Genomic DNA, 19,055 nt, shown 5'->3' with positions numbered 1-19,055 from the left:
GCCTTGCTGTTAGGGACTATGGAACACAAGGCCTATTGGTCGAATTTATTCGACCAATAGGCTCTGCGGCTGGCGTAATCTGCCCGAATGAATTCGGACCCACGCGCCTACCAGTAGCTGGCGCTGAGTGTAGACTAACGCCAAAATATGCGATCTAAGGAGTAAAGATTTTTATTACGAACACACATTGTCAATTGAAAGCGCAGCTAAGCAAAGCGCTAATCACCGCTATGCTTACGTCTCTACTTATTGCTTGTGGTGGGGGTGGTAGTGGCAACGACATCGACGCCGGTGATGTGGGAGAAACCCCAGAAACTCCAGAAACTCCAGAAACTCCAGAAACCCCAGTTATTCAACCGCCTGAAAATACACCGGTTGGGTTTGGCTATAACGCACTTTTCATCGGTCATAGCTTCTTTAAGCCGGTTGCTGAAGGTATGCCATCTCATGTTCAGCGCATTGGCATTGAGGATCACACCCAGCAGGTTGTGTTTTCAGGTGGCGGCACCGGATCACCTCAGGGTCTCTGGCTACAGCCTGACAAAAGATCGCAAATACAGGCGATATTGGACGCTGGAGATATCGATCTCTTTGGTATGACCATTCACGGTGATTACCTCGGTCTGGAGGGCTATACGAACTGGGTGGACTACGCGCTGGCACAGAATCCAGAGACAAAATTTTTTATCGCTTTGCCCTGGCCAACTGGGCCCGCACGTTCAGGTTTCGATGCCTACGAAGCCACTGCGGTGGACAACCATGCACTATTTCATAGTGCGTTTATCGATGCTTTACGAACGGCATACCCCGACAATGTTTTTTACTGTATTCCCTACGGTGATGGAGCGGTAGAGCTCTACAGATTGTATGACCAGGGCAACCTGCCAGACGTAGAGGCCTTGATTTCCGGTGACGAAAAATTGGGCATTTATAGAGATCAACTGGGTCACCCAGAGGCGATGTTGGTCGAATTGAGTCAATTGGTATGGTTGCAGGCCATCTTTGATGTTGATCTTAGCGGCTATGACTACGATCCAGACTTTATCACCGACCTGAAGACAATGGCGTCGGACGTTATGGCACGTCATGACACCGCATATGATGATCGCTAGCGTTGATAATCAATAGCGGTGAGAATCTAAACCTCACCTAACTCTTTCCAATCACAATCGGTGATACGCTAGCTTTTGTTATCGAACCGGAAACAGTTTAGGAAAACAGCTCACATGCAATATCCTTCTCCCAATCAACCCACGGCTATAAAACTCCTTAATCGAATGGGGCGCGGTTTGAGTAAACTGGGGATTCAAAGGCCCTCATTACTGCCCACCGCCGCACTCATTCTACAGGCAAGGAGAAAGACGGGCTTAACCGACTTCGGTGATGAAAGCTTTATTCCGGCACTGGAGAAACTTGCCGCATCGCTGGAACATGAAGCCAATCTGTCGCAAATGGGCCGGATTGGGGTCCATCGCTTGTTGATGGAGAACCTAACACTGCGTTTGAACCTGATTGAGTATCGCAAACAGCGACCTGAAATAGCCGAGCAAAAAATCACCCGGCCCTTGTTCGTTCTGGGGTTACCGCGCACCGGTACCACTATTTTGTATGAGCTATTGGCTCAAGACCCAGCGCACCGAGCCCCCAGTACCTGGGAGGTTGCAGATCCGATACCCCCTGCGCAGCGCCAAACTTATCATCGTGATCCGCGCATTGCTGAGGTGGAAAAAGGCGTGCAGAAATTGGAGCTGTTGGCTCCAGGGTTCCAAGCGATTCACGCAATGGGGGCAGAGTTGCCACAAGAATGTGTGGCGCTATTGGCTCCCCATTTTCTCTCTGACCAGTTCGGAGTTACTTTCCACATCCCTGAATACCGTCATTGGGCCCTGCATCAGGATATGACCGCTGCCTACCAGTGGCACAAGCAGTTTCTGCAGCATATGCAGGTAGATTACATGGAGCAGCGCTGGGTGCTAAAAACGCCCCCGCATCTTGCCTATCTTGACGTATTGATCAAGCAGTACCCGGATGCGGCGATTGTACAAACGCATAGAGCGCCAATGGAAGTGCTGCCATCAATTGCTAGTCTATCGTGCACGCTGCACAGCGCTTTTAGCGATGACATTGACCCGGTCGCTATCGCGCAGGGTGAAGCGGAATACTTCTCTGAAATGCTAAAGCTGGGAATGCAGCAGCGGGCGGCGCTCACCGACGAAGATAGTCGAATCTTTGACGTAAAGTTTGAGGATATGATTGCGGCACCACTTAAAGTCATCGAAGACCTGTATTGTCATTTTGGCTTTGAGTTCACCGATACCGTACGCAATGCGATGGAGAGCTATCTAAGCCAGCGGCCGCGGGATAAGCATGGCGAACATCGCTACACACCTGAACAGTTCTGCTTAACGCAGGAGAAACACGGTTCGCTGTTTGCGGATTATTGCCGACGTTTTGATCTTTGAAAAATGGAGATTAGGTTTGGCACGTGCTCATTTCTCTAACAGATCGGTTTGTCCTTATGGGCCGCGCTGTGCTGCTTATCGCGAAAACAAGAAAGCGACGGCGAATTGAGTAGAAGAGAGTCTCCCAGTCAGCGGTATCATCATGCATTCGATTTCGGCCATATTACTGCTTTTTGTTATTTTTATTGTCTGGGAGTATGCCAAGGGCGGCAGGAAAAGGGCGAGGGTCGTAATGGTGGGCGAGCTGTGGGGTCGAATTTGTTCGACCAAGAGGCCTTGCTCCTGTAATAATCTCTCCGAATGAATTCGGCCCCACATCTAGACCCACCTACAGTGCCGCACGAGTGCCAACAGGATTAAGGTGAAATCAGAACTTACCATAGCGTTTGTAGTGCTGGTGGCGGTTGCCGGCCATGTTGCCCTTTATCGCTGGGTCAAGTTCAAGGTCCAGGAGGGTGTTATTCTCAAGTTTCTGCGGGAAGCCAGAGAGCAGGGCGCTGCCAATTCGCAGCATGTGGATGCCATTGCCGCACATACGGAAATAGTGGCAAAACGTGTTGCAGTGGTGTGTCGGAAAAGTGCTGGGATTGAACCCGACCCTCACTCGGCGAGCAGCTGGCGCACGCGCTGAGCCCGGGTGGTGTCATCGCTAAACTCAGCTACGATTTTTCTATCCGATTCGCTAGTCCTGCTAGCGGTTGGTCTTTACTAGGGCTAAGCTCATTCAGTACAGGAATCGTGCCAAGGCCAGTCGCAGAACCAGCGTGCCTTAGCCGTCGCAGCTCGCTATACAAGGAACACAAGCAAACATGCATGAAATCATTTGCCCGCACTGCAACAAGGCCTTCCAGATTGATGAGGCGGGGTATGCCGATATTCTCAAGCAGGTTCGCGACAGTGAGTTTGATCAGCAGTTACACGACAGGCTTGAGCTGGCCGAACAGGACAAGCTAACAGCTATTGAGCTGGCCAAGAACGAAGTCAGCAGCCAATTGCAAAAGACTGCCGCGGCCAAAGACGCCGAGATTCAGGGATTGAAGGCCGAGCTTGATGCGGGGGAGGTAGCTCGCAAGCTGGCTGTCGCGGAGGCGTTAAGCGACATGGAGAGAGAGCGCGACGCACTCGCCAATCAGCTCAAGCAGGCGCAGCATGACAATCAGGCCGCGAGCAGGCTCGCCGAAACAACGTTGGCCAAGGAGCTTCAGGAAACCGCTGCGACCAAGGACGCAGAGATACAAGAATTGAAGGCGAGGCTGGGGAATACTGAAGTTGTGCATAAGCTGGCCATTACAGAGGCGGTGAGCGCGGTGGAGAAGGAGCGGGATGAGCTCAATAGTGGCCTTCAGCGAGCGCAGCTTGAAAAGGAGCTGTCCGAAAATTCTCTCAAGGACAAGTATGAGACGCAAATCAAAGATCGTGACGATGCGATAGAGCGTCTGCGCGACATGAAGGCTCGTCTGTCGACCAAGATGGTAGGCGAGACCCTGGAGCAGCACTGCGATACGGAATTCAACCGCATTAGAGCGACAGCGTTTCCCAGAGCCTACTTCGAGAAAGACAACGACGCCAGTGCGGGTAGCAAGGGCGATTACATTTTTCGCGATAATGACGAGGCAGGTACCGAGATCGTTTCGATTATGTTTGAAATGAAGAACGAAACCGATACAACGGCAACTAAAAAGAAGAATGAGGACTTTTTGAAAGAGCTGGATAAAGATCGCGCAGAAAAGGGCTGTGAGTACGCGGTGCTGGTATCCCTGCTGGAACCAGAGAGCGAACTCTACAACACTGGAATCGTAGACGTTTTTCACCGCTACCCGAAGATGTACATTGTGCGCCCGCAGTTCTTTGTTCCTATCATTACCCTGCTACGTAACGCGGCGATGAAGTCGCTTGAATACAAGACAGAGCTGGCGCTGGTTAAAGCCCAAAATGTGGATATCACCAGTTTTGAAAGTGACCTTGATACTTTCAAAACCGCATTTGCAAAAAACTATGAGCTGGCCTCCAGAAAGTTTCAAACCGCCATTGATGAGATCGATAAATCCATAGACCACCTGCAAAAAACCAAGGACGCTTTATTGGGCACTGATCGAAATCTGCGTCTTGCCAATAACAAGGCACAGGATGTGACGATCAAGAAACTGACGCGGGGTAATCCCACCATGGCGGCCAAGTTTGATGAGCTGTCTGATCAGAGTTCCACCAATGATGAATAGGAAATCTGCAGATCAGCCATCAGATGACTTCATGTTTTAGCTCTAGCTTGAACCCGGAAGAAAGTAAGCTGGCGTACAAAAAGTACCGCTAGACTCACCGCAACTCGCCCCTTCGGCTGTGTTAGATCACGTAAGGAGAAATCAGAGCTTGGAGCTTGTGTTTGCAATAGTTATTTTTGCCTTCTCGGCCACAATTACGCCTGGACCCAACAATATTATGATGATGGCGTCCGGGGTTAATTTTGGGATACGCAGTAGCCTGCCCCATTATTTTGGTATTTGTTTGGGCTTTCCGGCAATGGTGGCCTTAGTGGGCTTGGGATTCGGCTTCATTTTCGAGGCATACCCCGTGTTCCATGAAGTCATTAAGGTAGTTGGTATTGTTTACCTAATCTATTTGTCGTGGCTAATCGCTAATTCTGCGCCACAGGCTCTGGATTCGGCAGAGCGGAAACCGCTATCTTTTTTGCAGGCGGTGCTGTTTCAATGGGTCAATCCGAAAGCATGGATCATGGCGACCGGGGCGGTAGCCACTTATACCTCTGCAGGCGAAGATATATATGCGCAGGTTCTTCTAATAACGGCGGTCTTTTTCGCCGTGTTATTTCCTTGCGTTGGCTCCTGGCTGGTATTTGGTGTTTGGCTCAAGAAACTACTTAGAGACCCATTGCATCAGAGGTTGTTTAATATCTGTATGGCGTTGTTGCTGTTGGTTTCAATTGCACCCATAGCCTATGAGTTGGTTAGAGAATACGCTGTGATGGCTGCATTTTATCTATGACACAGCTGCGTAAATTCGCTTCCGCAGGCATAGGGCAGGAAAAGCGAGCTGGCATTCAAATATTAGCAGGCTTCAAATACGGCTTTGATCCTACGGTATTGTAGTAAATGTCGCCTTTATGCAGTGCACACCGGAGCATTATTTAGACGCTTCATAGTCTGGTGAGTCTTTTACCTCAATAACAATACTGTGAATTATTCCCACAATGGCTGAAAGCGCACCATTCTGGCGCAGGCTAAAATTGCGGGGTGTTTTTCATAATAATTTTTGTTTAAACAAAAAAGCATACCCCACACCCAAACAAAGGTAGGAATCATGCACCTCTTTAAAAAATCTGTTATGGCCAGTGCTATTTTGGCCACACTCCCACTGACGGCTCAGCTAGGCTTTGCGCAAGAAGATGTAGCCCTGGAAGAAGTTGTTGTAACCGGTACTCGAAAGCTGGGCTTGTCCCCCACGGAAACCTTGTCACCCATTGATGTTATTGGTGGCGGCGCGGTACAAAATCAAGCAGCTTTCGATTTGACTGATTCGCTCAGTAAGATCGCCCCCTCTATTGGCACACAGCGTTTCCCTATTGCTGATGGTACGGCATTCATACGTCCGGTAACGCTGCGTAACTTGTCTCCTGACCATACTTTGGTACTGGTCAACGGCACACGTCGTCACCGCTCTGCACTGGTTAACCTGCAGACGGCGCCACTGGGCACCATTAACCAGGGTTCACAGGGCGTAGATTTTTCCGCCTTTCCATCTCTGGCTTTGAAGCGCATTGAAGTATTGCGTGATGGCGCTTCAGCCCAGTACGGGTCAGATGCTATTGCCGGCGTTGTGAACTTGATACTTGATGATGCTGATGAAGGCTTTAAGGCCAAAGTCCAGTATGGCGAATATGACGCCGGTGACGGCGAGCGAGTTACTGTTGGTATCAACGGTGGCTTCAAGCTGGGTGATAACGGTTTCATGAACCTGACCGGTGAATATGGTGATTCTGATACAACTAGCCGCGGTCAAGCTCGTGGAGACGCAGCTGGTGTCGGCGACATCGTTGGCGATGAACTGGTTCCCTACAATGGACTGGGTCAGCGTTGGGGTGATCCCGAAATTGAATCCACCAAGTTGGTTTACAACACGGCTTACGAGTTCAGTGAAAAGTTTGAGCTGTTCTCCCACGGTACTTACCAGAGCAGCGAAACTGTAGGCGGGTTCTTCTATCGCGGACCAGTGTTGCCAGGCGACCTAAACAATGCAACTACCGGCCTGCCGGCTCGTGACACTTTGAAGACCGATAGTGACGGCGACGGCTTTGCCGATGCTGCGCCGCAGAGTCTGGTGGATTCGATCCTCGCTCAGGGCCTTAGCCCCGACGACTACATCACCGCCAATGACACTCACGCCAGCGGTTACGAGCTGACCAACCCGATTGCATCGCAGTTCCCGGGCGGTTACAGCCCGCTGTTTGGAGCGGATATCACTGACTTTGAAATTGTAGTCGGCGGTCGTGGCGATATCAATGATAGCCTGACTTACAATGTTCGCGGTCGCTATGGCGAGAACGAAGTGGAGTACACGCTCAGTGACAGTATTAACCCCAGCCTGGGTCTTCTTTCACCCACCAGCTTTACGCCAGGTACTTTGACTCAGGAAGAAAGCGGCGTAAACCTGGATTTTGTCCAGAGTTTCGACAGCGGCCTGAACCTTGGTTTCGGCGGCGAATGGCGTCGTGAGACGTACAAAATCGGTGCAGGCGATGCGGCTTCTACGGAAGTTGGCCCCACCTTTGCGCAGTTCGGCGTCGGTTCAGATGGTTTCCAGGGATCCTTCGATGAAACAACCGGCAGCTGGGATAGTGACAGCTGGGCGATGTACGTCGATGCAGAGCACAACTTTACCGATCAATTGTCTGCAGCGATTGCGGTTCGTTATGAGGACTACGAAGAGTTTGACGATAGCGTAGACTACAAGCTCTCCGCCCGTTATGACTTCACTGATGAGTTTGCCCTTCGTGGTACCTTCAGCACGGGTTTCCGCGCTCCTACCCCGGGCCAGGTGAACACGCTGAATATCACCACAGCAGCTGACGCCGATGGCAACTTGATTCCCGACGGAACCTACCCTGTCAGCAATCCGGTGGCAATGTCGCTGGGTTCGGCGCCTCTGGAAATGGAAGAGTCCGTCAGCTTCACTGCGGGCTTGGTGTGGACCCCTGGTGATAGCTGGACGATTACCGTCGACTACTATGACATCACTATTGAGGACCGTCTGGCGCTGACTAATTTCACCATTAATCAGCAAAACGTAGACGACCTCAACGCCTCGGGCTATCCCAATGCGGATCTACTGCTGGGCAGTGGTGCCAAGTACTTCGTCAACGGTTTTGAAAGCAACGTGAGCGGTGTGGATTTAGCCGTTAGCAAGTCTTTCGAAATCGGCGCGGGTAACCTGATGGTTGATTGGCGTCACAACTACAATCAGCAGGAAATTTCTGATGTTAAAGAATCTGCTATCAATGCGGCCCGTGTCTTTGACCTGGAAAACCAGATTCCTGAAAATAACTCGGTACTGAGCTTTGACTATCTGCGGGGTGGTTTCGGCGGATTGGTTCGCTTTAACTACTATGATGAGTGGTCAACAACTGGCGGTCTGTTTAGTGCAGGAGATGCTTCTGACGCGCATACGTACGGCGATACCTTCTTGGTGGATATTGAAGCTCGCTATACCTTTGCTGAGCATTACACGGTCACTGTCGGTGGTGAGAACATCTTTGATGAGTACCCGGATGATGAAGTCAATGGAACTTTCAATGCCGTTGGCGCGAAGTATGCGGTCACATCTCCCTATGGCTTTAACGGTGCCTTTTGGTACGCTCGCTTTTCGGTTGAATTCTAAAGTCTGAGTTACATCGAGTAGTTCTGAAATGCCCGGCTTAAACAACCGGGCATTTTTTATGGGCGCAAGGCGCAGCACTACAAAAATTGAGCACTATAGCCTCTGGGTCTCCAGCCCATAATTCTCAACGGTGGCATAGGTGAATTATTCAGCCAGGCGCTCTGGTGCCTGAAGCCAATTACGCTTATGGTAACTCCAATAATAAGTAAGGGTGTCGATGATGTGTTCAGGTAGCAATGTTTTCCGGTCGGCGGCTCTTTTCTTGGTTATTGCTTGCGCTTTGATCTTGGCAAGCTGTACCAATTCTTCGGATACTTCTGGCAATTTCGCGGATGACGATATCCTGATGAACAACTTGCAGTACCTGGGCACACACAACAGTTACCACATTCAACCCAGGGCCGATATTTTTGAGCTGCTACTAGCGTTCATTCCCGAGGTGGCGCCGACTCTGGCATATACACATATACCATTGCAGGAGCAGTTTGGGCAGCAGGGCATCCGACAGATCGAGCTGGACGTCTTCCATGATCCGGATGGCTCGCTTTATGCTGATCACCAGGGGCGCACGCTGTTTGGTGAGCCTGCGGCGTCCGGGATCTCTGCGTTGGACGAGCCGGGTCTGAAAGTTCTTCACGTGCAGGAAATCGACTATGAGACAACCTGCTATACCTTTGTGCTTTGCTTACAGGAAATTAAAACCTGGTCAGATGCCAATCCCGGGCACTTGCCGATTACTGTTCTGGTAGAGACCAAGGATGAAGCTATCGCTGATCCGCTGGATCTTGGTTTTGCAATACCCTTGGAGTTTGGGCCGGAGGCTCTAAATCAGGTGGATATAGAAATTCGTAGTGTGTTTCCTGATAGCCAACTCATTGTACCTGATGATGTTCGCGGAGACTTTGCGACACTCGAGCTGGCTGTATTGACGCAAGGCTGGTTACCTTTGTCTGAGGCGCGAGGCAGAGTTATGTTTGCCTTGGATAATGGTGGGTCGATACGAGACAACTACATAGCCGGTCACCCGTCACTGACAGGTCGTGTGTTGTTTACTGATTCTGAGCCAGGTACGCCTGAAGCAGCGTTTTTGAAGCGCAATAGCCCTACTGCGGTGCCTGGAGAAATCGATATGATGGTGCAACTGGGTTATATGGTTCGGACCAGAGCAGATGCGGATACCGAGCAGGCCCGCACCGGTGACACAGCTCGGCGCGAAGCGGCGCTGAGCAGCGGCGCGCATTTTATCAGTACTGATTATCCGGTACCCAATCCAGAGTTTAGTGACTATCAGGTGACAATTCCGGGAGATGGTGTGGCCAGGTGCAATCCGGTGAATGCAGGAAAGTGCAGCGAGGAGTTGTTGCAATAGCTTGTGGGATCAACCCCCCGCTGAGTATCATAAATGTGAAAGCATCTGTAGGCAGTTGCGCTAATAATGGGATGGTCGAATACACGTTTAAGTGTTCAGGGGGTAATGTTGGAAACGCTAGATGATCTTCGTAAGAGTATCGATAACATCGACAACGCCATCGTTGCGATGTTTGCCGAGCGGTTTAAAGTCACCGACAGGGTTGGTTACTATAAAGCTGCCAATGGTTTAACTGCCAAGGACCCAGCACGTGAGGCTATACAGTTTCAACGTATGAGTGAGCTGGCTAGTCAGTATGGAGTCGATCCAGAGTTTGCTGCATCATACTTAGCGGCCGTTATTGAAAGGGTGGTTCGTAATCATGAGCAGATTGCGGAGAACACATAGTCAGATGATCCTGTCGCTGGCTGTGACCGAATCTTTAAGTCGTCGCGCGAGTTATCATCGCGTTGTTAAGCGTTAGGGGTTAGATGGACACTATGGGCAATATCCTAATCATTGGTGCTTCAGGCCATGCCAAAGTTATCATCGACATTGTGCAGCAGGAGGGCAAACATAACGTTGTAGGCTTACTGGATCCTGGCCTGGAAGTCGGTGCGAAGGTGCTAGGCTATCCAGTACTTGGCACAGAAGAGGATTTGCCAACCTTGATAGAGTCTCACGCCATTCAGGGCGCTATCGTTGCGATTGGAGATAACTTCACTCGTGCCAAGGTAGTTGAGGGGGTTAGAGCCATTAGCCCGGAGCTTGTGTTCGTTTCTGCTGTTCACCCGAAGGCCTCTATGGGGTTAGAAACTTCGGTAGGGGAGGGTAGCGTGGTAATGGCTGGCGTAGCGATCAATCCATGCTCTTCCGTGGGAAAATTTTGCATTGTTAATACCAACGCCTCGTTGGACCACGACTCAATAATGGAGGACTTTTCCAGCCTGGCTCCAGGCGCGTTAACCGGTGGAAATTGTCAGATCGGCCAGTATTCAGCGGTCGGGGCCGGAGCGGTTCTGATTCAAGGAATAAAGGTTGGTGAGCACACGATTATAGGCGCTGGGTCGCTGCTAATGAGTTCTGTCGAATCATTTGTGACAGCTTACGGAACTCCGGCAAAAACAATTCGAAAGCGCGAGCAAGGCGATAAGTATTCGTGAGAGCAGCTTGTTAAGATCCGCCCCAGATCTATCAACCGAGTGTTAATCCACCATCCGCTGTTAAAGAGTGGCCGGTAACAAATGAGGATTTGTCCGACGCCAGCCACAAAACAGCTTCAGCAATTTCCTCAACGGTTCCGAGTCTGCCTATTGGATGCAGCCCCATAATTGTCGTGGCCAGTTGCGGGTCAGCGGCCATCGGGCCATCCACCATTTCGGTATGGATATAGGCTGGGCAGATAGCGTTTATTCGAATGTTATCGGGGGCGTAGTCTCTTGCTCCTGACTTGGTCAAGCCAATAACGCCATGCTTACTAGCAGTGTAAGCAGGCATCTGCAGATGCGACCCCATGAGACCGTATATCGATGACATGTTGATAATTGAGCCTCCGCCGTTCTGTTGCATCACTGGAATGACATACTTCATGCCCAACCACACGCCTTTCAGGTTGATATTAATAACCTGATCCCATTCTTCCTCTTCCAGGTCCACAATGGGTGTGCCAGGGTTGCCAGAAATTCCGGCATTACTAAACAGGCAGTCTACGCGTCCATACAGATGCACGGTTTGATCGATCAACGCCTTAACGTCGGCCGCTTTGGATACATCAGCTTGAATGAAAGTGGCAATACCACCGGCGTCGACTATGTCTCTGACCGTCTGTTCGCCTTCTTCAATTCGTCGCGCGCAGACAACAGTCTTCGCGCCCTCGGCTGCGAATAGTCTTGCTGTGGCCCTGCCAATGCCCGCATTCCCACCGGTCACAATCGCCACTTTCCCTTGTAGGCTTTTTGTCATTCCTGTTCCCCAGCTCATCTTTTGCTTGCGTAAATAAATTCAAACATTTTGTCTGTCTAAAAGCTGTATAGACTATAGGCTATTTCTTTCTTCTTGGCGCCATACTGTAGATACACGTTCTCTGCTTCCTTCCGGTGTGGACATGGTTTAACTTGATGCGTGAGAGCGCAAGTAATGAATGCCAATGATTTTCAAAGACATTAAGCGCGTACTTTCCTGCAGTGAAAGAGAGAAAAATCTTTTCGGAAATCTGGCATCGTTTTCGGGCTACCCGACATCACTAATGGGTGGTCTGCCCACTGACTGGCTCCGCGCGTAACGCAGATTTTTTGGTACTGAGCACCCTTACCAGTTTTATGCCAGGCTTATCCGCGATAAGGCGGTTAGTGGGGACCATGTGCGTGTCTTGAGTCTCGGTACTGGTGATGATGAAGTTGAGCGTAGGGTTGCCACTCGCTTGCGCAATGCCGGGGTCAAGAATCTATCGATTTACGGTCTGGAGTTGTCAGCGTTGAGCCTTGTGAGTCATTAGTTTAGCGTCAGCGCACACTTGAATTCTGCTTACGTCACAACGCATAGGGCGCGTGAGCCCTAAATCATCACCCATAACATCTGATTATTTGCGGTGTGTAGACGAATGAGTTCGGCCACACAGTGCTGCTGGACTTGTGACGACTGCCGCTGGCATTCTGATACCGCTTGGTACCTCCACAGACTATGCTAATAATGCGCTTTCCCAGACTCTTGACGATGCCTTTGAGGCATGTCGAGGGGAACGATCGGATGAACGGATGAATACAGCTTAGCTTTTCTCTATAGGGACTCCCAGTGGTTCTGGTCCGGCAGTATTAGAACGCAGGTTGGAGCGATTGCTTACTCTGTGATGAGGGGATTGGTTGTCCTCAAACCGTGCTTTACTGTCGCGGTGGCGTCGCCTAAGCTCAAACAGTAAGCATAGGGGGGTGCTGGCTAGCATTAATGCAACTAGCCCAGCTAAGCTGGTCTTGAGCGGCGAGCCGTTCCGGGTCGTCCGTAACGCCTTTAGAAGCAAGGGGGCAATATGAAAGTTTCGATCACATACTGTGCTCAGTGAAACTATAAGCCGCAGGCGGTCAGTTTGGCTGCTACAATCGAAACAGCGCTAGGCGTCTCATCTGAACTTATTCCTAAGGGAAGGGGCATATTTGACGTAGAGGTCGATGGCAGACTCGTGTATTCGAAATTTGAAACGGGAGTTTTTCCAGACAATGAGCAACTTGTTGCCAAGTTGCTGCCGAATCACGGTAAGCTTGCGAATTGAACCTAAGTTCCAGCAAAATCTGTCGAAATGAGCCAGTATTACGGTGCCTTTACAGGCAGGAACTCATGTTTTGTAATCTAATTAGCTAGAGAGAAGTCTAATGGCAAGAACCAATTATTCGTTTGAGAAAAGACAGAAAGAGATCGCCAAGAAAAAGAAAAAGGAGGAAAAGCGCGCCAGAAAGCTGGAGAAGGGCGATACCGATGAGCTGTTAGAAGGTGCCGAGGCGCCTGATTCAGACGCCTCGCCAGACTCAGAAACAGTGCCGGAGTAGTAGGCGTTCCACGTTTGCACCCAAGTGCGGACTGAATATGACACAAATTGACCTGCAGCCAACTTTGGTGGGTGGCAGTATCAGCCATCGTCCGATTGAGGCGAGGGACTTTGACCCGCTGTATTGCGCGGCATCTGATCCCTGAATCTGGATGATCAGGCTTTCACCCGGTTATATTATAAACTTGAGGTGTCGTCATACGGCGGCTAGTGTTTGAGAGGGCTTACAATGTCGCACTTTGTGCCGCTTGAAGTATCAGTATTCGATGCTGCTTTTACTCTGGACCCCTACCCCTTTATAGAGCATTTATATGAGCAAGAAGAGGTTCTGGGATTTACCTCCGAGGGCATGAATTTTTGTTTTCGCTTTGAAGATTGTCACGATTTGATTGCAGCCCATAAAAATGTTGCTCGTGAGCCAGTGAGTGTTGACGAAGCGGCGAACAAACTCTTTTCTGAGAATTATCCCGCGCGGGCCTGGCACTACCAATACTCGCTGACCGATGTGAAAGCTAAGGCTTTGTTAGGTCGATATCTGACTATGCTGCTCGATAAGTTGCGCGTCGACGATATCGAACGTGCGTTTTCGCGGTTTCGTCAATCTGGACGGCACGACGATTACATGATCGAAGTAAGGTTGCTGCCTATGCGCATGCTGCTGTCTGCCTGGGGTTTCACGTATACCGACGCTCAGCTTACCAGTCTGTACGATGATAGTGTGGCGCTGGTAAAGTCATTCGAACATTTCGATAACGAGGCAATGCTCAGAAAGGGCGATGAAGCCATGTCGCGCACGCGGGCTTATGTCGCTGAGCAGTTTAATAATGCACCAGCAGGTACGCTGCTAGATGAGTTTTCTCGCGCCTCCAGAGAAGCGGGATTTGATGACAACGATGGTATCGCCAGTTTGGTAACGTTCGTGCAGTCGACGCCCAATACCTTAAGCGTTTCAACTGCGCTGATGCTGCGGAATATAATGCGTTACCCTGATGCCGTTGCTCCTCTCAGAGAGAATCCCGACAGGGTGAGTGAGAGTATTATTATGGAGTTCTTGCGCAGGGATAATCACGTCAAGGCGCTTTCCCGTCAGGTTCATAATTCGTTCACTTTGCGAGGCAAGGATTTAGCCGTGGGAGATAGTCTATTTATATTCTATCCCGGCGTTAACATGGACCCGACTCATTGGGATGCACCTCTCACACTGAACTTCAAACGAGAGTTTACTCGCGACAATCATAATATTTTTGGTGGTTCGCGTTATTCATGCATCGGTAGTCGGATCGCACTTAAGTATTTTTCGTATGTGCTGCCAAGTATGCTCGCCAACGTGGACAAAGGCTCACGCCTCATTAAGGAAGAGATAGAGGTAGATGGTGAGTGGATAGCCGAACGCGTTATCACCAAGCTACCTATTCTGGTTCCCTGAGCTGAGCATTTTCTGATTGTGGCAGGCTGCGTTGCTGCTAGCTGCCAGTGAACTGTCTCAGTTTTTCTCTGCACCGCCCAACATGTTGCGGTACATCCAGGCCTGCAGGCGTCGGCTCATCCATTTGGGCTGGAGTCGAGTGATGCCACTGACCAGTTTGTTGGCGAAACCTGGCACACTGATGGTAGTGCCCTGCATGCAGGCCTGATAGCCCAGCGCGGCCACGTCAGTAGTCGACATCATCAGAAAAGCACTCATTGGCTCGTTTTTGATATCTTCACCAAAAGATTCTGCTGCCATGTGGGTGTCGGTAAACCCCGGGCAAAAAGCGGTAGCGTACACCCCGCTGTCGCGCAGTTCTTCTGCCAGCGCCTCGGTGAATGACAGGATGTAGGCCTTGCTGGCGGCGTAAACTGCAATGGTGGGGCCGGCCTGAAAACCGGTGGTAGAGGTTATGTTGAGAATGCGACCGCCGCCACGCCGTAGCATTGGCTGCAGGAATACGCTGCTTAACTTGGTCAGGCAGGCGACATTCAAATGCACTATTGAATCAATGCTCTCTAGTTGCTGTTCCTTGAAATCACCGTGGTACATGACTCCAGCGTTGTTCACCAGAATATCAATTTCCTGATCGCTGCAGGTTTTTCTAATGCGCTCAATGCTGGATGGGTCAAGCAGGTCGCAGGCACAGGTGGAGACGTCGATAGCGTAGGTTTTTTTTAGCTCTGCTGCCAGTGCTTGTAGTTTGTGTTCGCGGCGTGCAACCAGAGTCAGATTATAACCGTGGCGAGCAAATTCGTGGGCGAAGGCTTCACCGATACCGGCAGAGGCACCAGTGATCAGTGCTCGGCCGGGCTTAAGTGGCGGCGCGCTCACCGTGGTCCCCCTGCGAATTGTTCTGGGCGTTCTCCATATCATCGAGTGCGCGTATAAGCCCCGTGCGGATCACGCCAGGATCGGGTACGGCGCGCACGCACGACAGAATCGAAAAGCTCAGATTGTCGCGGAAGCTCCACGCGGTGATGTTCAGTCCAATGCCTTCCAGTATCGGACCAATGGAATAGAACTCCGACATGGCCAGATAGTCATCGAACAGCTCGCCGCGCGGGCCCGGCACATTGGACACGATCAGATTGTAAGACGGCGACTTACCCTGCATGGAGAGGCGACGAGAGTAGCTGCCGATAGCTCTCACCAACACTGGCGGTAGTAGCCCAACTACATCCGCGGCGCGGCCCCCTGCGGTGTCTTCAAAATCCAGCTTGGAAGCTGCCATAGCTGCATGAATAGCTTGCAGTCTGGCGACTGGGTCGGCGATATCAGTACATAGGGATACACACAGAGAGCCGACCTTGTTGCCGTAGGTGTGTTCGGCCTCCTTGCCCCGCGTAGAAATTGGGATAGAGGCAGTCAATGACTGGGAGGGCAAGTCGTTATGTTCTATCAGGTATTCCCGCACTGCTTGCGCAGCCATATTCATCACGACGTCATTGATAGTCACCCCGTAAGCGGCGCTAACAGCTTTGACTCGCGCCAATGGTACGGTAAAAAAGTTGAATTTACGGTGTGAACTGATCGGTCGGTTAAGTAAGGTGAACGGCGCGCTATAAGGCTCGGGAGGCCGCTCTTCGGGGCTGAGGTTACGTTCTTTCTGGTGTGCTTTGGCTGCGCGCACTGCCATGACTTTGGCGGGAATACGGACCAAGTCTCTAATCAGGTCGACCAGCGCGGCGCCCAGCATACGCCAGAGCGGCGGTGGCTGTTCGATGGCAAGTGGCGGAGGTGCTGGAATTTCAGCACCAGCTTCCGGCGTCATGAAGTCCTCCAGCAATTCCGCCGTGGCGACTCCATCGGCCAGAGCGTGATGTACTTTGGACACCGCAGCTATCTTGTCACCCAGATAATTTTCCACCATCCATAAATCCCACAGCGGTCGCTCGCGATTCAGCGGCGTACTGGCGATGTTCTCGATAAATTCGGCTAGCTGATCAGAACCTGCTGGTGCAGGCAGAGCCGCGCGATGTACGTGCAGGGCGAGGTCAAAGTGTGGGTCGGTGATCCATATCGGGTTGTGTAGGTTAAAAGGTATGGGTAACGCCTTCCAGCGAAACGGTGGCACCCGATGAATAGTAGAGGCGATGTGCTCCATCTGGTCAGCAAAGGAATAGGGGCTGCCGTCGGCCGGGGGTTCAAAGATTGCCACCTTCAAGGTGTGCATATACTGCGTGGCCGTTTCAGTATGCAGAAACAGCGCATCCATACCCTGTAGTCGCTTCACAGTTGATTAACCCACGCGGAGTGCTCGGTTGCTTCTTTCATATCAGTCTAGTGCGTTCCATACTGGGCAGGCAGTGGATCCAGTTGGCTGCTATTGATGAACATGCCCATGCGCTCAATGGCAACCTGGGCTTCGGGCAACAGTCCGAAAATGGGGAACACATGAGGCATCGCTTCCCAGACTTCAAGGAAGAACGGCACGCTTGCCTCTTTGGCTTTTTCTGCCGCACGGATGGTGTCGTCGAGCAGTATTTCCGTACTGCCAACCATGCCCAAGATGGGCGGAAGATCATCAAAATCTGCAAAAATGGGCGATATGAATCGGTCTTCGGGTATGGCTTCGCCAATATAGAGTTCGTGCATCTCAGAGCTACGGTGGTTGGGTAGCATCGGGTCCTTGCAGCTATTGAATTTGCGCGATTCGCCGCTATAGGTCAGGTCTGCCAGCGGTGACAGTATGATGGCGTTGCGTGGCAGGGCGGTGCCCTCGTCACGCAGGGCCAGCAGGGTACTGAGCACCAGTCCGCCACCCGCTGAATCGCCTGCCAGAGTGATATTTTGAGGATCGACACCCTGCTTCAGCAGGTCGTGGTAGGCCGCCAGGCAGTCTTCCAGTCCTCCGGGAAAGGGAATTTCCGGGGCCAGGCTATAATGAACCAGCAGCGCCTTACAGTTGGCTGCGCGACAGATCTTGGCGACAAAGGCTTTGTGCTGAGTGGCGATGCGCATGATGAAACCACCACCCGGGAAATACAGAATGACTTTCTTGGGGCGCTTGTTGCCAATGTTAACCCATTCACCTTCGTAACCGGGGCCACTCACCATTTTGGCTCGCAGGTCCTCGGGCATGGTTTTTTCCATCTGTTCGTCGATGGTGGCGGTCATCGAACGCATCGAATCGACGCTGCCAAAGCGCATCAGCGGCTTCATCATCAGCCGTGTGCATGTGTTCATTACTTGAGCTTGCCAACTTGGCATGCTGTTCTCCTGCTTAGGCGCGCAATGGCGCGTGTGCGGCTGCTAGGATTGTTGGTGCGACCGCCGGACTTGTGAATATTTCAGTCTCTAACCTCGTCTGTTAGCGCAATGCGGAGCGCCTTCACACTGTCTTGTAAATATTGGCCGTGATTACGCATCAGGGCGGCAGGCAGTGTCACCAGCCCAATCGGGCGCGGTATAAGGTCTTTCAGGGTGTCTTTGTTGCGTTGTAGCGCCGTGCGATTGACCTCTGTTAAGCCTTCTCGTAGCGCCTGAATACGGTTCATTGCGATAGATGTGCCACTAATGGCTGACTCGATGCCGGCTATTTCGCGGCTGGCGAGCTCGGCGCTGAAGCCTTCGATGCGGCTTTGCAGGCTGCGCCCCAGGCGCCGATAACGGTTCTGTAGTTGGGCCCCGAATAATGGGTCGTCGATGGCGCTGGTTTTTTCCTGCAGCCGGGCCATGGCATCCGCATTCAGGCTGCCCTTGGCTTTCGGGAAAATTGAGGTTGATTCAAAGCCCATGTGCTTGCGATAGCCATCAATATAGCGCTGCAGGCTGCGCCGCAGTTCTGGACGGTTCACCGGCCTTCCGTCAGCGATTCGATTTAGCTCAGCGAACAAGCTGTCATTGTAGCTGCGCAGAGTTTTGTGTTCGCGTATCAGCCGTTTCAAATCTGTTGCAAAGTTCTTGTCCACCTTGAGTAGCTCGCCAAACAGGAGATCTTCGCGGGGGTGGTGAAACTGGTCCGGGTAGTTAACCAGGTAGTCGACAATGTCCAATAGCAGTGGGTAATCTGGAATCTTGCCTGGCTGCAGTCGTTCACTCTCGACTTCCAGCTGATCGAGCAGGGCACTGAAATAACGATGTTCGCTGTTGAGTTGCTCGACAATCCCGCCCAGGTTCTGCGCTTTCTTATCAATGACTCGCGGACCGGCGGCGGAAAAAGACCACGCCCCGCTCTTATAGGCCATGCTGCCATCGTGAGTCTTAACGGTCTTTTTCTTCGCTTGCTTGCTCATGGGAGCCTACTGCAATTAACGACCAAGTGCCGGTAATTCAGTGTGGGGTAAACACGGGGCGCTTGTTAATGACCTACATCAATTTAACCGGTGCCGCAGTTGCATTTGGAGCTCA

Annotated in this window: 17 protein-coding genes and 1 pseudogene; 13 read left to right on the top strand and 5 right to left on the bottom strand. The window is 51.4% G+C overall.

The annotated features are described in order from the left end of the window. Positions 1 to 230 precede the first annotated feature (230 nt). From EYC98_RS14335 to EYC98_RS14295, 9 genes are all read left to right on the top strand, one after another. Positions 231 to 1,112: a hypothetical protein gene (locus tag EYC98_RS14335; protein WP_279246024.1), complete on the top strand. Its 882-nt coding sequence runs from the start codon at positions 231 to 233 to the stop codon at positions 1,110 to 1,112. 114 nt (positions 1,113 to 1,226) lie between these two features. Then, positions 1,227 to 2,462 (top strand): sulfotransferase family protein, encoded by a 1,236-nt coding sequence (locus tag EYC98_RS14330; RefSeq protein WP_279246023.1) that lies wholly within the window; start codon positions 1,227 to 1,229, stop codon positions 2,460 to 2,462. Positions 2,463 to 2,823: 361 nt separating this feature from the next. Next, positions 2,824 to 3,093, top strand: coding sequence for a hypothetical protein (locus tag EYC98_RS14325; protein WP_279246022.1), 270 nt, complete (start codon positions 2,824 to 2,826; stop codon positions 3,091 to 3,093). A 178-nt stretch (positions 3,094 to 3,271) separates the two neighbouring features. Next, complete coding sequence (locus tag EYC98_RS14320) at positions 3,272 to 4,681, top strand: DUF2130 domain-containing protein (RefSeq protein ID WP_279246021.1); 1,410 nt, start codon at positions 3,272 to 3,274, stop codon at positions 4,679 to 4,681. Positions 4,682 to 4,838: 157 nt separating this feature from the next. Beyond that, positions 4,839 to 5,462 carry a LysE family translocator gene (locus tag EYC98_RS14315; RefSeq protein ID WP_279246090.1) on the top strand — a complete coding sequence of 208 codons (624 nt, stop codon included), beginning with the start codon at positions 4,839 to 4,841 and terminating at the stop codon, positions 5,460 to 5,462. Between the two features lie 315 nt (positions 5,463 to 5,777). After that, positions 5,778 to 8,351: a TonB-dependent receptor plug domain-containing protein gene (locus tag EYC98_RS14310; protein ID WP_279246020.1), complete on the top strand. Its 2,574-nt coding sequence runs from the start codon at positions 5,778 to 5,780 to the stop codon at positions 8,349 to 8,351. A 346-nt stretch (positions 8,352 to 8,697) separates the two neighbouring features. Then, on the top strand, positions 8,698 to 9,720 hold the full coding sequence (locus EYC98_RS14305; protein WP_279246019.1) for a phosphatidylinositol-specific phospholipase C1-like protein: 1,023 nt from the start codon (positions 8,698 to 8,700) through the stop codon (positions 9,718 to 9,720). Positions 9,721 to 9,825: 105 nt separating this feature from the next. Beyond that, the gene (locus tag EYC98_RS14300; RefSeq protein ID WP_279246018.1) at positions 9,826 to 10,107 is read left to right on the top strand and encodes a chorismate mutase; all 282 of its coding nucleotides are present in this window, start codon (positions 9,826 to 9,828) and stop codon (positions 10,105 to 10,107) included. A gap of 92 nt (positions 10,108 to 10,199) precedes the next feature. After that, a complete protein-coding gene (locus EYC98_RS14295) occupies positions 10,200 to 10,862 on the top strand; it encodes an acetyltransferase (protein WP_279246017.1) in 663 nt (220 codons plus the stop codon). Positions 10,863 to 10,893: 31 nt separating this feature from the next. Here the strand turns inward: EYC98_RS14295 and EYC98_RS14290 are convergent, their stop codons facing one another. Next, positions 10,894 to 11,661 carry an SDR family oxidoreductase gene (locus tag EYC98_RS14290; RefSeq protein WP_279246016.1) on the bottom strand — a complete coding sequence of 256 codons (768 nt, stop codon included), beginning with the start codon at positions 11,659 to 11,661 and terminating at the stop codon, positions 10,894 to 10,896. A gap of 406 nt (positions 11,662 to 12,067) precedes the next feature. Between EYC98_RS14290 and EYC98_RS14285 the strand changes: the two genes are divergently transcribed. The 4 genes and pseudogenes from EYC98_RS14285 to EYC98_RS14270 all read left to right on the top strand — a co-directional run bounded on the left by EYC98_RS14285 (position 12,068) and on the right by EYC98_RS14270 (position 14,660). Continuing rightward, complete coding sequence (locus tag EYC98_RS14285) at positions 12,068 to 12,193, top strand: hypothetical protein (protein ID WP_279246015.1); 126 nt, start codon at positions 12,068 to 12,070, stop codon at positions 12,191 to 12,193. A 573-nt stretch (positions 12,194 to 12,766) separates the two neighbouring features. Continuing rightward, positions 12,767 to 12,961, top strand: a pseudogene (locus tag EYC98_RS14280) (Rdx family protein); the annotation flags it as partial. Between the two features lie 100 nt (positions 12,962 to 13,061). Further along, the gene (locus EYC98_RS14275; protein WP_279246014.1) at positions 13,062 to 13,235 is read left to right on the top strand and encodes a hypothetical protein; all 174 of its coding nucleotides are present in this window, start codon (positions 13,062 to 13,064) and stop codon (positions 13,233 to 13,235) included. Between the two features lie 228 nt (positions 13,236 to 13,463). Continuing rightward, positions 13,464 to 14,660, top strand: a complete 1,197-nt coding sequence (locus tag EYC98_RS14270) for a cytochrome P450 (RefSeq protein ID WP_279246013.1) — start codon at positions 13,464 to 13,466, stop codon at positions 14,658 to 14,660. A 57-nt stretch (positions 14,661 to 14,717) separates the two neighbouring features. Here EYC98_RS14270 and EYC98_RS14265 read toward each other — a convergent pair whose 3' ends face one another. The 4 genes from EYC98_RS14265 to EYC98_RS14250 form a co-directional block, all read right to left on the bottom strand. After that, positions 14,718 to 15,536: an SDR family NAD(P)-dependent oxidoreductase gene (locus EYC98_RS14265; RefSeq protein ID WP_279246012.1), complete on the bottom strand. Its 819-nt coding sequence runs from the start codon at positions 15,534 to 15,536 to the stop codon at positions 14,718 to 14,720. Next, a complete protein-coding gene (locus tag EYC98_RS14260) occupies positions 15,517 to 16,938 on the bottom strand; it encodes a WS/DGAT/MGAT family O-acyltransferase (RefSeq protein ID WP_279246011.1) in 1,422 nt (473 codons plus the stop codon). Before EYC98_RS14260 ends, EYC98_RS14265 begins: the two co-directional genes overlap by 20 nt. A gap of 47 nt (positions 16,939 to 16,985) precedes the next feature. Continuing rightward, positions 16,986 to 17,915 (bottom strand): alpha/beta hydrolase, encoded by a 930-nt coding sequence (locus EYC98_RS14255; RefSeq protein ID WP_279246010.1) that lies wholly within the window; start codon positions 17,913 to 17,915, stop codon positions 16,986 to 16,988. A gap of 80 nt (positions 17,916 to 17,995) precedes the next feature. Then, a complete protein-coding gene (locus tag EYC98_RS14250; protein ID WP_279246009.1) occupies positions 17,996 to 18,940 on the bottom strand; it encodes a hemerythrin domain-containing protein in 945 nt (314 codons plus the stop codon). Positions 18,941 to 19,055 lie beyond the last annotated feature (115 nt).

Source organism: Candidatus Litorirhabdus singularis, assembly GCF_026262625.1.
Taxonomy (GTDB): domain Bacteria; phylum Pseudomonadota; class Gammaproteobacteria; order Pseudomonadales; family Halieaceae; genus Litorirhabdus; species Litorirhabdus singularis.
Note: the sequence above shows the minus strand (reverse complement) of the source record. Positions and strands in the feature narration are given on the sequence as shown.

What these genes read in the sequence shown, in the direction of transcription:
- EYC98_RS14305 (WP_279246019.1), top strand. Translation starts at nt 8,698, where the DNA reads ATGAACAACTTGCAGTACCTGGGCACACACAACAGTTACCACATTCAA.
- EYC98_RS14270 (WP_279246013.1), top strand. Translation starts at nt 13,464, where the DNA reads ATGTCGCACTTTGTGCCGCTTGAAGTATCAGTATTCGATGCTGCTTTT.
- EYC98_RS14310 (WP_279246020.1), top strand. Translation starts at nt 5,778, where the DNA reads ATGCACCTCTTTAAAAAATCTGTTATGGCCAGTGCTATTTTGGCCACA.
- EYC98_RS14255 (WP_279246010.1), bottom strand. Translation starts at nt 17,915, where the DNA reads ATGCCAAGTTGGCAAGCTCAAGTAATGAACACATGCACACGGCTGATG.
- EYC98_RS14300 (WP_279246018.1), top strand. Translation starts at nt 9,826, where the DNA reads ATGTTGGAAACGCTAGATGATCTTCGTAAGAGTATCGATAACATCGAC.
- EYC98_RS14295 (WP_279246017.1), top strand. Translation starts at nt 10,200, where the DNA reads ATGGGCAATATCCTAATCATTGGTGCTTCAGGCCATGCCAAAGTTATC.
- EYC98_RS14250 (WP_279246009.1), bottom strand. Translation starts at nt 18,940, where the DNA reads ATGAGCAAGCAAGCGAAGAAAAAGACCGTTAAGACTCACGATGGCAGC.
- EYC98_RS14330 (WP_279246023.1), top strand. Translation starts at nt 1,227, where the DNA reads ATGCAATATCCTTCTCCCAATCAACCCACGGCTATAAAACTCCTTAAT.
- EYC98_RS14275 (WP_279246014.1), top strand. Translation starts at nt 13,062, where the DNA reads ATGGCAAGAACCAATTATTCGTTTGAGAAAAGACAGAAAGAGATCGCC.
- EYC98_RS14335 (WP_279246024.1), top strand. Translation starts at nt 231, where the DNA reads ATGCTTACGTCTCTACTTATTGCTTGTGGTGGGGGTGGTAGTGGCAAC.
- EYC98_RS14320 (WP_279246021.1), top strand. Translation starts at nt 3,272, where the DNA reads ATGCATGAAATCATTTGCCCGCACTGCAACAAGGCCTTCCAGATTGAT.
- EYC98_RS14290 (WP_279246016.1), bottom strand. Translation starts at nt 11,661, where the DNA reads ATGACAAAAAGCCTACAAGGGAAAGTGGCGATTGTGACCGGTGGGAAT.